11 protein-coding genes are annotated in these 12,883 nt (G+C 66.8%); 3 read left to right on the top strand and 8 right to left on the bottom strand.

The features are described 5' to 3' along the window. Window positions 1-72: 72 nt before the first annotated feature. From AVS7_RS11975 to mnmG, 8 genes are all read right to left on the bottom strand, one after another. Window positions 73-828 (bottom strand): class I SAM-dependent methyltransferase, encoded by a 756-nt coding sequence (locus AVS7_RS11975; RefSeq protein WP_020228634.1) that lies wholly within the window; start codon window positions 826-828, stop codon window positions 73-75. A 6-nt stretch (window positions 829-834) separates the two neighbouring features. Further along, window positions 835-1,752, bottom strand: coding sequence for a ParB/RepB/Spo0J family partition protein (locus AVS7_RS11980; RefSeq protein ID WP_020228635.1), 918 nt, complete (start codon window positions 1,750-1,752; stop codon window positions 835-837). A 9-nt stretch (window positions 1,753-1,761) separates the two neighbouring features. Continuing rightward, a complete protein-coding gene (locus AVS7_RS11985) occupies window positions 1,762-2,304 on the bottom strand; it encodes an alpha/beta hydrolase (RefSeq protein WP_024001459.1) in 543 nt (180 codons plus the stop codon). A 166-nt stretch (window positions 2,305-2,470) separates the two neighbouring features. Next, complete coding sequence (locus AVS7_RS11990; protein ID WP_082176484.1) at window positions 2,471-6,820, bottom strand: IPTL-CTERM sorting domain-containing protein; 4,350 nt, start codon at window positions 6,818-6,820, stop codon at window positions 2,471-2,473. Window positions 6,821-7,004: 184 nt separating this feature from the next. Next, window positions 7,005-7,775, bottom strand: a complete 771-nt coding sequence (locus AVS7_RS11995; protein ID WP_020228638.1) for a ParA family protein — start codon at window positions 7,773-7,775, stop codon at window positions 7,005-7,007. Window positions 7,776-7,783: 8 nt separating this feature from the next. Beyond that, window positions 7,784-8,398, bottom strand: a complete 615-nt coding sequence (locus AVS7_RS12000; RefSeq protein WP_020228639.1) for a LysE family translocator — start codon at window positions 8,396-8,398, stop codon at window positions 7,784-7,786. 39 nt (window positions 8,399-8,437) lie between these two features. Beyond that, on the bottom strand, window positions 8,438-9,094 hold the full coding sequence (gene rsmG, locus AVS7_RS12005) for a 16S rRNA (guanine(527)-N(7))-methyltransferase RsmG (protein ID WP_020228640.1): 657 nt from the start codon (window positions 9,092-9,094) through the stop codon (window positions 8,438-8,440). After that, entirely contained in the window at window positions 9,091-11,031 is a 1,941-nt protein-coding gene (gene mnmG / locus AVS7_RS12010; RefSeq protein WP_020228641.1) for a tRNA uridine-5-carboxymethylaminomethyl(34) synthesis enzyme MnmG, read from the bottom strand. Before mnmG ends, rsmG begins: the two co-directional genes overlap by 4 nt. Before the next feature lie 124 nt (window positions 11,032-11,155). On the opposite strand from mnmG, the gene AVS7_RS12015 reads away from it, so the two are divergent. The 3 genes from AVS7_RS12015 (at window position 11,156) to gstA (ending at window position 12,754) form a co-directional block, all read left to right on the top strand. Then, a complete protein-coding gene (locus tag AVS7_RS12015; RefSeq protein WP_020228642.1) occupies window positions 11,156-11,740 on the top strand; it encodes an NADPH-dependent FMN reductase in 585 nt (194 codons plus the stop codon). Window positions 11,741-11,806: 66 nt separating this feature from the next. Continuing rightward, window positions 11,807-12,058 (top strand): YkgJ family cysteine cluster protein, encoded by a 252-nt coding sequence (locus AVS7_RS12020; protein ID WP_024001461.1) that lies wholly within the window; start codon window positions 11,807-11,809, stop codon window positions 12,056-12,058. An 87-nt stretch (window positions 12,059-12,145) separates the two neighbouring features. Next, window positions 12,146-12,754, top strand: a complete 609-nt coding sequence (gene gstA, locus AVS7_RS12025) for a glutathione transferase GstA (protein ID WP_020228644.1) — start codon at window positions 12,146-12,148, stop codon at window positions 12,752-12,754. Window positions 12,755-12,883: the final 129 nt, after the last annotated feature.

Genomic DNA, 12,883 nt, shown 5'->3' on the forward strand with positions numbered 1-12,883 from the left:
GCGGGCTGGCCCATGGAATGGCTCAAGCGGCGCGAAATGATAGCCATCCGCCCGCGGATGTAAGGTTTTCTTTCATGTTGTTTCCACTTTGCCGCGTGACAAAGTACCTCCAGTGCGCATTTGGTACATCCACACCCCCTGCCCCGCGAATGCGGGAAGCTGGGCGCTGGCACGCAGGCCCGGCACTTCGAACGCCAGGCTGACCAGCCAGCTCCCCGGCATCATCTCCGCCTGTGCCTTGGCCGCAGCGCGGGCCATGCTCTCCGGCCGCTGAAACAAGTACACCAGCTGGTAACCGCTCCAGTCGGCCGCCCAGATGTCGCCGCGCCGCACCCGGGCCCAGGGGCAGCGCAGGCGGCACAGCAGGGCCAGCGGCCAGCTCCACTCCAGCCCGTGCAGCCGCGCCTGGGGATAGGCGGCACGCAGCGCCAGCAGCCCGTCGCCCAGGCCGCAGCCGGCATCGAGCACCGCCGCGCCCGGCGGCAATGGCGCCAGCGCATCGAGGCCGCGCAGCGCGCCGCGCGGCGTGGGAAACAGCGGCGCATCGCGCCAGGCGTTGAGAGGATAGACCAGCAGCAGCACAGCCAGCGGCAGCAGCCAGGCCCAGGACGGCAGCGCGGCCGCGCCGGTGAGCAGCAGCGAGAGCGGGAAACCCAGCGCGATCAGCGCCCGGCGCCACCACGTGGCCGCAAGCACGCTGCCCGCCACGCCCACACCGCAAGCCAGCAGCACAGCCACCGCCGGCGGCGCCGCCTGGCGCAATCCGGCGAAAGCCAGCCAAGCCGCAGCCCATGCCAGCACGGCGGGCAGCGGCCAGGGGAAACGCATCGCGGGTCAGCCGCGCAGTTTGTCGATCAGGCCGTTGAGCGCATCGAGCGAGCCGAACTGGATCGCCAGCTCGCCCATCTCCTCGGTGCGGCTGCCGCGCTTGACGCGCTTTTTCACGCGCACCTCGACCTCGGCCATGAGCAGGTCGGAGAGTTCTTCTTCCACGCGCTTGAGGTCGCGCGACTTTTCCTTCTTGGGCTTTTGCGGCGTGAGGGCGAACTCCGCGCCCAGTTTCTTGACCAGGCTCTCGGCCTCGCGCACCGAGAGCTTCCTGGCCGCGATCTGGTTGCCCGCCGTGATCTGCGTCGCACGGTCCAGCGCCAGCAGCGCACGCGCATGGCCCATGTCGATGTCGCCCGCCATCAGCATGGTCTGCACCGGCTCGGCCAGGTTCAAGAGGCGCAGCAGGTTGCTCGCCGCGCTGCGCGAGCGCCCCACGGCCTGCGCCGCCTGCTCGTGCGTGAGGCCGAATTCCTTGACCAGCCGCTGCAGGCCCTGCGCTTCCTCCAGCGGGTTGAGGTCTTCGCGCTGGATGTTCTCGATCAGTGCCATCGCAGCGGCGGCCTCGTCGGGCACCTCGCGCACCAGCACCGGCACCTCGGCCAGCCCGGCCAGGCGCGAGGCGCGGAAACGCCGCTCGCCCGCGATGATCTCGTACTTGCCCGCGTGCTCGCCGCCGGCGAGGCGCCGCACTAGGATGGGCTGCATGATCCCCTGGGCCTTGATGCTCTCGGCCAGCTCGTACAGCGCGCCCTCGTCCATACGCGTGCGCGGCTGGTAGACGCCCGGCACCATCTGGTCCAGCGCCAGCGTGCTGGGCAGGCCCGCCTCGGCGGCCTGGGCCTGCTGCGTCTTCTCGGCGACCTTGGGGCCGAGCAGCGCTTCGAGGCCGCGGCCGAGGCCCTTGGGTTTCTTGGTGACCATGTGTGTCTTTCAGTCCTTGTCTGCCAGGGATTGGAGCATTGCCCGCCCCTCGGGCCAAGTGCCCAGTCCCGATTCGGCATTGATGTGCCCGCGCTCGCCATAGTCGATACAGCGTGCACCCCAGTCGGCCGCCATGGCCTGGGCGCGCTCGAAGCTGCAGTACGGGTCGTTGCGGCTGCCCACCAGCACGGCCGGGAACGGCAGCGCCTGCCGCGCGATGGGCGCCCAGCCGGGAATCTGCGCGGCCAGATCGGGCCGCTCCACGTCGCCCGGCGCCACCAGCAGCGCGCCGCGCACCTTGTGCGCATGGCGCGTATGCGCCGCCCACCAGGCGGTGAGGATGCAGCCCAGGCTGTGTGCCGCCAGCACCACGGGGCCGGCCGCATCGGCCACCACCTCCTCCAGCCGCGCGGACCAGTCGCCGCGCAGCGGGCGCATCCAATCGTGCTGCTGCACGCGCTGGTCGCCGTGCACGCGCTCCCACTCGGTCTGCCAGTGGCCGGGGCCGGAGTTCTGCCAGCCGGGCAGGAGCAATACGGTAGAGGAGTTCATCGCTATGGTTTCAGGAGCTGCTTGCGCTTTACGGGCGAGCGCCAGGGACTGATTTCACGGGTAAGGAGCAACCGGTATTTTGCCCCAATGCACAAAGCACATCGCCGCCGCAACGCCCTGGCGGGCGCGGCGGCGGCGATGCTTGCCGGTCAGCGCGTGGCGGCGCTTACATGCGACGGCCGGGTTGCAGCGGCATGCGGCGCAGGGCGAAGGCGGCCAGGAGCATAGACAAGGCGATCAGCCCCCATTCGGAGAGGGTGGGGATCGGCTGGGGAACGACCACTTCGGTTTCGGCATCATCCTCGTTGTTGGTGGGATCCCGATCCCCAGGCGTAGTCACACTGGCCGTGTTCAGCAGCCGCGTTCCAGGAGCGACGGACGGGTTCACCGTAACGGTGAAGGTGAAGGTTTTCGTCTGGCTGACAGCCAGCGCACCCACATTGCAGGTCACCGTGCTGCCAGCAGCCGTGCAGCCGCTGGCCGACGCCACGAAGGTCACTCCGGCGGGAAGCGAGTCGGTGATCACAGCGGCGCTGTTGGGCGCGGAGCCATTGTTGGTCACCGCCAGCGTATAGGTCAGCGTATTGCCCACGCTGGCGCTGGCGCGGTCCACCGACTTGACCAGACCCACGTCGATGTTCTCCACCGGCACGTCGATGCCGTTTTCGTTGTTCGGGTCCACGGGGTCACCAGGGCTGGTGACAGTGGCCACGTTGCGCAGGCTGGCCGCGTTGGTCGCCGCCACGGTCACGTTGAAGTCATAGGTTCGCGTAGCGCCCTGGTTCAGGTTGACGATGGGACCGCATTCAAGGGTACGGGCGGCGTAGGTGCAGCCTGCAGGGGCAGGAAGCACCAGTTCCAGACCCGCCGGCAGCTCATCGCGCACCATGGCGTTGCCGTTCACCAGATGGTTCGGCGGCGTGGCGGTTTCCTCGTTGCGCACGGTCAGCCGGTAGGCGATGGTGTCCCCCACGCGCACGCTGTCACCCGGGGCGAGGTTGGGCGTGGTCTTGGTAATGGACAGGTCCACCACGCGCAGGTCAGCCGGGTTGATCTGGCTCGCGTCATAGGCCGAGGTGCGGTCGGAAACCGTGTTGTCGGCCATCACATCGCCGCTGGGCAGGCGCTCGCCGTCGGCGCGCACGCTGGCTTCATGGCGGATCGTGCCGTAAGGCAGGCCATTGTTGTCGATGCCGGTGGCGTCCATCTCGAACGTGATCTCGGCCGATTCGCCCGGCGCCAGCCAGGGGAAGTCGCAGCGCAGCCCGCTGGCGCTGAATGCGCAGTTGCTGGGGCCGAACCGGTTGGGTATCACCGGGCTGTCGTTGGGTGCAAGAGCGCGCACGCCAGTAACGGTAGCGCCGTTGAGCGCAAAGACAGCCGTCGATCCCGGGGCGGGGAACAGGTCTTCCATCACCACGTTGGTGGCATAGGAGGTGGAATTGCCGCTGTTTTGCACCCGGATGGTGTATTGGGTCCGGCTGGCTGCGCCCTGGTTGATGGGCAGGCGGTCAGCGGTGTGCTGCATGTTGATGAGCACGTTCAGCTGGGGCTGGCTCAGGGTGACGGTCTGGTCGGTCAGGTTGTCAGCCAGCGTGGTTTCTGGCGTGACGGTGGAGACCCTCGCCTCGTTGAACACCGATGCCTGGTAGCCGGTGTTGGCCGAGCGCAGGGTGTAGGTGAGGGAACGGACGGCGCCCCGGTTGGTCGCACCCGGCCAGACACAGGTCATGTCCCGGTTAGCGGCAGTCACCACCAGGCCTGCAGCAATGGTTGCGCCGTCGCTCAGCGAGCAGGTGGGGCCGCTGGAAGGTGCGGTCACCCAGATCATGTCCAGGGGCAGCGTATCCACCACGGTGACGTTCGTGGCCTGCGAGGGGCCTCGGTTGTCAGCGGTCAGGGTGTACGTGACGGGCTGGCCTGCCAGCGCGGCAACGGGCGCGGCGGTCTTGCCGGCGATCAGGTTGGTCAGCGGCGTGAGAGTGACCTGCGCGTCGTTGCTGTTGGGCAGCGCGCCGGTGCCTGTGTACTCCGCCGTGTCTTCGGAATCGATGCTGGCCGTGTTGTCGATCGTGTTCGACTGGGTGCCGTTGCCCTGGGGGTTCACGAACTGGCGCGCGCGGATCCTGATCACGTATTCCGTGTCACTGACCGGCACGTTGCTGAACGTGCAGGTGACGCGCGTCGTGCTGCCGCTGCCTTGGTCGGCGTAGGAGCATCCGGTTGTCATCATGGCCGGAATCGGAGGCGTCGCATTCGAATCGCCGGTGGGGAAGTTCGAGGCATCTACCTCGGCGATCACGAAGCGGTTGTTGGTGTACCGGGGCGCGCCCGTCACCGGATCGGCAGCCGGGCTCACGTCCCGGTTCAGGAGGTTGATCACGTCATCCGTGACGGTCACGGTCTGGGCGGTCTGGAAGTCAGCCGGCGTCATGCCACCAGGCATGGGGCTGGGCAGCGCGTTCTTGAAGCGCAGCGTATAGACCACCTCGGAGCCGGAGGCGTCCGTGGAGCCGGCGGGAAGAAGAGCGGGGACGGAGTTGGGCGTGATGGCTGCATCCTTCTGGATGGACAGGTCTGCCTTCTTGTCGGACAGGTTGACGGAGGAGCTGTTCGTCAGGAATCCGCCCGGGACGCAGTTGCGGTCAGTCGGGCACCCCACCGTCGCACTGTTGGAAATCGAGGCCCACTGGCTGCCCCCCGGGATGTGTGCCTTCACCGGGAGGTGCAAATACAGGGTTTGGCCAACGGCAATGCCCGTGCCCGCATTCAGCGTGCAGGTCACCGTTTGACCTGGGTTCATGCCCGCAGTCCAGGGCATATTGGCCGAGCAGGACCAGGGCGCAGGCGCGCCTGGAACGGCCACGTATTCAAGCTTGGGATCCAGAGTATCGGTGACGGTGATCGTCTGGTCAGTCTGCACGTCCACTTGGCCGTTGTTGCGGATGCCGATGCGCCAGAAGAAGTTGGTGCCGTCGGCAATGGCCCCTATCCCGGTGCCGCCGGTGGCGAGGGCTGCAGGGTACTTGTCGGTGCTCAGGCTGGCCCGGTTGCTGACCGTCAGGGTGGCGGTGGAGGTGTTGTTGCCGAGATTGCCCGCCGGCTCATTGCCTACGGACAGCGTGGCCGTGTTGGGGATGTTGAACACGCCGGACGTGGAATCCACGGTGACCGCGCCCACGTTAACGTCGGCGTTGAAGTTCAGATCGGGCAGGCTGCTGTCGCCATTGACCGTGCCGGTGAATGTGCAACTGATGCTGCCAGTGCAAGCCCAGCCGGCCGTGGCGGAAGCGGCGGTGACACCGTTGAACGTCACGCCCGCGGGCAAGGTGTCGGTAATGGTGAAGGGGCCTGTGGGCGTCATCCCGCCAGAGAGACGATCTACCTGCAGGCGATAGACCACGGACTGGGTGGCGGCACCCTCCTTGTCCAGCGTGCTGGGGCTGACCGATTTGCGCAGCCGCATGTCCAACTGGGTGTTGGGCGCGAAAACGATGCCGGATGTATCGTTGTTGTTGTCGGGGTCGGCGTCGATGAAGGAAGCGCCACCCGACGTCTGGCCCGCAACCGAGACCAGGGCATTGGTATTGCCGGTACTGGCCGTCACGGTGACGGGGATCGTCAGCAACGGCAAATTGGCGCCCTTGGCGATGCCGGCTCCAGACGCGGTGTATTCGCAGGTTTGCACGGACACGGGCGGGCTGGCGCTGTTGTCTATGGACTGCGCACAGCTCCAGCCGATGCCGGACGGAGAGTTCTGCCACGCGGTGCCCGCCGGCAGCGGGAAGCGCACCACGGCCTTTTCACCCGCCTTCAGGGGGTAGGCGTACGGCGAGTTGGTGTTACTCACCTGAAGCGTCCAGTTGACCACCGTGCCCTGCTGCTGCGTGCTGCCGTCCGCCGGACCCGTGATGTCCACGGCCAGGTCGGCTCGCTCGTAGGTGGTGACGTTGCGCGTGATGTTGTCGTGGTTACTGTTGTTCCCATCCGTGTTGCCAGCCGCCGTGAGGGACACGCTGGCGACGTTGGAGGTGCTCTCGGCCGGCAGGATGACGTTGAAATCCACGACCTGCGGCGCACCCGCCGACAGGGTCGGGAAGGTGCAGCTGATGGTGGCAGTGCCGATGGGCTGGCCCACGGCAGGCTGCCCGGTGCAATTCACTCCCGCAGGCGCATCGATGCCCTGGAAGATGGCGTTGTCGGGCAGGTCCTGCACCAGCACGGCGTTGCCCACCGAACCGCTGGAATCATTGATGCCGGAGCTGGTGCGATAGGTATAGGTGCCGCCCACCGGTCCGTCGTTCGGGTTGGCTGTCGCATTGCCGTAATAACGGACTTCATGATTCACCTGAAGGTCCAGCGCATAGGCACCGCCCGCCATGCCCAACAGGGGCACTGCCAGCAAGCTGACCATGAAGCGCGCAGGGCGCATCTTGGCTGGAGAAGACTGCCGGCGCCCGTCTGGAGGCGGCGCCAGCGGTGCTGCGGAAGCACGTGAAAGCGGATTGGATGGCATGGCTGGGCTTTCTTAAAACCGCCGGAATCTCTTGTTGCACCAAGGGAATCCTGCGAAAAAGTGCAATCACGGTAACCGCAGATTGCGTCTGCCCGAGTCTAGTCAGGGCAACCCCAGCATTGCCATCTTCTATCGCTCACGAATCCACACAAATCGCAATTGTTTGCAATCCGGCGGAACCCGCTTACATGCGCTTGATACGCCCCACCATCTCGCGCGCGAACTCCACGAACGCCTGGCTGCCCTTGGCCGAGGCGTCAAACACCACGCCGGGCAGGCCATAGCTGGGCGCCTCCGCCAGACGCACGTTGCGGGGGATCACCGTGTCGAACACCTTGTCCCCGAAATGGTCCTTGAGCTGCTCGCTCACCTGGCTTTGCAGGGTGATGCGCGGGTCGAACATGACGCGCAGCAGACCGATGATCTGCAGGTCGGGGTTCAGGTTGGCGTGCACCTGCTTGATGGTGTTGACGAGATCCGTGAGCCCCTCCAGCGCGAAGTATTCGCACTGCATGGGGACGATGACGCCATGGGCGCTGCACAGGCCGTTGAGCGTGAGCATGGACAGCGAAGGCGGGCAATCGATGAGCACGAAGTCGTAGGCGCCGTCCCCCTCGACCAGGGCCGCCTTCAGGCGCTTTTCGCGGCGCTCCAGCTCGACCAGTTCGACCTCGGCGCCGGCCAGTTCGCGGTTGGCGCCCAGCACGTGGTAGCCGCAGGCCTCGGACGGCACCGCCGCCTCCTGCACCGAGGCGGACTCCAGCAGCACGTCGTATACCGACAGCTGCAGCGCCCGCTTGTCCACGCCCGAGCCCATCGTGGCATTGCCCTGCGGGTCCAGGTCGACGAGCAGGACGCGCTGGCCGATCTTGGCCAGGCCGGCGGCCAGGTTGACGGAGGTGGTGGTCTTGCCGACGCCGCCCTTCTGGTTGGCAATGCAGAAAATCTTGGCCATGCGATGGGTTATCTAGAGATGGCGAGCTTGACGCCGAAACCGATGAGGAACACGCCCGCCAGCCGTTCGAGCACGCGCGCGATGGCCGGGTTGGCGCGCATGCGCTCGGCCAGGTGGTGCGTGAGCAGCACCACGATCAGGCTGTAGAGGAACGTGAGCGCGGCGATGGTCGCGGCCATGACGCCGAAAGTGACCAGCCCCAAGTGCCGGGCCGGGTCCACGAACAGCGGAAAGAACGCCATGTAGAACACGATGGCCTTGGGGTTGAGCAGCGTGATGATGGCGCCCTGCTTGAAATAATGGCGCGGTTCGATGCGCAGCACGGGCGCGTCGCCCGGCTTGGCGGTGAGCATCTTGAAGCCCAGCCACGCCAGGTAGGCAGCACCCAGCCACTGCACCGCATGGAAGGCCGCCGGGTAGGCGGCCAGCAGCGCCGCCACGCCGGCCACGGCGGCCCACATGAGCACCTGGTCGCCCGCGATCACTCCGAACGCCGCCGCCAGGCCCGCGCGCACGCCGCCCTTGCCGGTGGAGGTGATGAGGGCCAGGTTGCCCGGCCCGGGAATGGCAAGGAACAGGATGATGGCGGCGACGAAGGCGCCATAGTCAGCGATGCCGAACATGGGAGGACCTGCTGCGAGCGGTGTAGGGGGTTGCCAAGTTTACGCCACCGCTTCCCGCACGGGCCGCATCCAGACGATGCATCGCTCGGCCTGCAAGCCCGGCACGGCGAGCGGTTCCACGTGAAACACCTGCACCCCGGCAGGAAGCGCGTCGATTTCACCCTGCGGATGCCTGCCCTTCATGGCCAGCCACACACCCGCGGGCGCGAGCGCCTCGCGCGACCAGGTCGTGAAGTCCGCCAGCGAGGCGAAGGCACGGCAGCTCACCACATCGAACGGGCCTGCCAACGTTTCCACGCGCGCATGGATGCCGTGCAGGTTGGGCAGCTGGAGCGCGGCTGCGGCCTGTTGGACGAAGGCGGCTTTCTTGGCCACGGTGTCCACGCAACTCACATCGATCTCGGGGCAGCAGATGGCGAACACCACGCCGGGCAGGCCGCCGCCGGAGCCTACGTCCAGCAGCCGTGGCGCCCCGCCCTGCCCTTGCACATGGCGGCGCAGGGGCGCCACGGCAGCCAGGCTGTCGAGCAGGTGGTGGGTCAGCATGTCCTGCGGGTCGCGCACGGCCGTGAGGTTGTAGACCTTGTTCCACTTCTGCAGCAGCGCCAGAAAGTCGAGCAGGAGGTTGATTTGCCCATCGGCCAGATGCAGCCCAAGCGCATGCACGCCCTGGCGCAATTCGTCGACCGCCGTCATGCGGCAGCTTCCGCAGGCGCCGCGAAGCCCTTGAAGCCGCCCTTTTTCAGGTGCACCAGCAGCAGCGAGATAGCGGCGGGCGTGACGCCCGAAATGCGCGATGCCTGGCCCAGCGTTTCGGGACGGTGCTTCTGCAGCTTCTGCCGCACCTCGATGGACAGGGCCGCCACCTGCATGTAATCCAGGTCTTCGGGCAGGCGCAGTTTCTCGAAGTGCGCGGCGCGCTGCACCTCGTCCTTCTGCCGATCGATGTAGCCTGCGTACTTGGCGGCGATTTCCACCTGCTCGATCACCGGGGCGCTCAGGTCACCCAGCGTTTCACGTGAAACATCCCCGCTGGCGTACTTGCCGCCGTCCAGCGACATCAGCGCGCCATACCCCACGTCAGGGCGGCGCAGCAAGTCGAACAGGTTGTATTCGTGCTCGATGGCCTTGCCCAGCACGCGCTCGGATTCCGCCGCGTCCAGGATGCGCGGATTGACCCAGGTGGATTTGAGGCGTTCCGTTTCACGTGAAACAGCATCGCGCTTGCGGCTGAAGGCCTCCCAGCGCGCGTCATCCACTAGGCCCATGCGGCGGCCGGCCTCGGTCAGGCGCATGTCGGCGTTGTCTTCACGCAGCTGCAGGCGGAACTCGGCGCGGCTGGTGAACATGCGGTAGGGCTCGGTGACGCCCTTGGTCACGAGGTCGTCCACCAGCACGCCCAGGTAGGCCTCGTCGCGCCGCGGCAGCCAGGCGGCTTCACCACGGCACTGCAGAGCGGCATTCAGCCCGGCGAACAGGCCCTGGGCGGCAGCTTCTTCATACCCCGTGGTGCCATTGATCTGCCCCGCGAAGAACAGGCCCTGGATCTGCCGCGTCTCGAAGCTACTCTTGAGCGAGCGCGGGTCGAAGTAGTCGTACTCGATCGCATAGCCGGGGCGCAGGATGTGGGCATTCTCCAGGCCCGGCATGCTGCGCACCAGGTCGTACTGGATGTCGAACGGCAGGCTGGTGGAAATGCCGTTGGGATAGAACTCGTGCGTGGTCAGCCCCTCGGGTTCCAGGAAGATCTGGTGGCTTTCCTTGTCGGCAAAGCGGTTGATCTTGTCTTCTACGCTGGGGCAATAGCGCGGCCCCACTCCCTCGATCTTGCCGGTGAACATGGGGCTGCGGTCGAAGCCGCGGCGGATGATCTCGTGCGTGCGTGCGTTGGTGTGCGTGACCCAGCACGGCACCTGGCGCGGGTGCATGGCCGCATGGCCCATGAAGCTGAACACCGGCACGGGGTCAAGGTCGCCGGGCTGCTCCTCGCATTGGGAGAAATCGATGCTGCGCCCGTCGATGCGCGGAGGCGTGCCGGTCTTCAGGCGGCCCTGGGGAAGTTGCAACTCCTTGAGCCGGGCGGACAGGCTCACGGCCGGCGGGTCGCCCGCACGGCCGGCGGAATAGTTGTTCAGGCCCACATGGATCTTGCCATCCAGGAAGGTGCCGGCCGTCAGCACAACAGTGCGGCTGCGGAAGGTGATGCCCACCTGCGTGACCGCGCCCGCCACCCGGTCGCCCTCCACTACCAGATCGTCTACCGCCTGCTGGAACAGCCACAGGTTGGGCTGGTTCTCCAGCATGCGGCGGATGGCGGCCTTGTACAGCACGCGGTCGGCCTGCGCGCGCGTGGCGCGCACGGCCGGGCCCTTGCTGCTGTTGAGCGTGCGGAACTGGATGCCGCCCTCGTCCGTGGCCAGCGCCATGGCGCCACCCAGCGCATCCACCTCCTTGACCAGGTGGCCCTTGCCGATACCGCCGATGCTGGGGTTGCAGCTCATCTGGCCCAGCGTCTCGATGTTGTGCGTGAGCAGCAGGGTCTTGCAACCCATGCGCGCGGCGGCGAGCGCGGCCTCGGTGCCGGCGTGGCCGCCGCCGACAACGATGACATCAAATTCCTGGGGGTACAGCATGGCGGAGTGGGCTGGTGCGGGGAAACCCGCGATTTTCCCACCTTTGTCCATTTCCGTGGCAGCAGCGCTGTTTCACGTGGAACCGCGCAGGATTCCTGCCCCTGCCCTGTGCTTCAATCGCCGCATGAAACTCCTGGTCTTCGCGGGCAGCACCCGCCAACAATCGTTCAACCGCCGCCTGGCCCGCGTCGCCGCCGAACTGGGGCGCGAGGCCGGGGCCGAAGTCACGCTGCTGGAGCTGGCCGATTTCGACATCCCCCTGTACAACGCCGACGTGGAAGCCGCCGGCACCCCGCCCGACGTGGTGCGGCTCAAGGAGGTGATGGACGCCCACCCCGCCTGGGTGATCTGCTCGCCCGAGTACAACGCCAGCTACACCGGCCTGCTCAAGAACACCATCGACTGGGCGTCCAGCCCCGTGGCCGGCCATCCGTTGTGGGCCGACATGGCGCGGCCCTTTGCGGGCAAGGTGGTGGGCGTGCTCAGCGCATCCAACGGCGCTCTGGGCGGGCTGCGCGCGCAAAGCCACCTGGCGCCCCTGCTCCTGACCCTCGAATGCTGGCTGGCGCCGCGCCACTATGCGCTGGCGCGTGCGGCCACGGCGTTCGACGAAGAGGGCCGCCTGACCGACCCGCAGCAGCGCGCGCAGGTGCGCGCCGTAGTGGAACAGGTGCTGTGGGCCGCACAGCGGCTGCATGGTGCCGGATAAATATGCATAAAAACAGCCTCCAGCGCTTATCCGGCAAGCGCGAGCAGCTATCTATCTCATAGCGCCATGGAGTGCCACTCCGGTTGCGGCGCCTGCTGCGTGGCGCCCTCGATCAGTTCCCCCATTCCCGGTATGCCGCAGGGCAAGCCGGCAGGTGTGCGCTGCGTGCAGTTGGACCCGGCAGGGCGCTGCCGCATCTTCGGCCAGTCTGGCCGCCCGGCGGTCTGTTCCTCCTTGCGGCCCAGCGCGCAGATGTGCGGCGACGGGCGCGGCCATGCGATGCGCTGGCTGGCCTGGCTGGAACAGGCCACCGCCTGAAAACCCCCAGCGCAGCACACACCGGCGCATGGGCCTAGCATGTCCCCTGCTTTCAACAACCCCCTTCCCTGAAAGGACTGTTCCGGCATGAAGCTCTACTACTCCCCCGGCGCCTGCTCGCTGTCTCCCCATATCGTGCTGCACGAGGCGGGCCTCGCCTATACCCCCGTGCTCGCCAGCACCAAGAGCCACAAGCTGCAGGACGGCACGGACTTCTACACCATCAACCCGCTGGGTTATGTGCCTGTGCTGGAGCTGGACGACGGCACCCGCCTGCGCGAAGGCCCGGCCATCGTGCAGTACCTGGCCGACCAGGCCCCGCAAAAGAACCTGGCGCCTGCCCACGGCACGCTGGCGCGCTACCGCCTGCAGGAGTGGCTGACCTTCATCGGCACCGAGATCCACAAGGGTTTCGGCCCGTTGTTCAAGCCCAACACGCCCGAGGAATACAAGCCCATCGCGCGAGAGAACGTGCTGAACCGCCTGAAGTGGGTGGACGGAGAGCTGGCCGGCAAGCAGTTCCTGATGGGCGACCATTTCACCGTGGCCGACGCCTACCTGTTCACCGTGACCAACTGGGCCAAGGCCGTGGGCCTGGACATCTCGGGCCTGCAGCACTTGGCGGCCTACCGCGAGCGCATCGCCGCCCGCCCTGCCGTGCAGGAGGCCATGAAGGCCGAGGGCCTGCTCAAGTAAGAAGCTCCGCGCTCAGGGCCTGTCCCGTGTTTCACGTGAAACACGGGCTTTTTTCTTGGCTCTGTCACAAATCTGTGTTGATGACCGGCACTCCGATGGCGTCGAGCAAGAGCTGGCGCGGCTTTGCGG

It is taken from the genome of Acidovorax sp. MR-S7 (assembly GCF_000400995.2).
Classification (GTDB): domain Bacteria; phylum Pseudomonadota; class Gammaproteobacteria; order Burkholderiales; family Burkholderiaceae_C; genus MR-S7.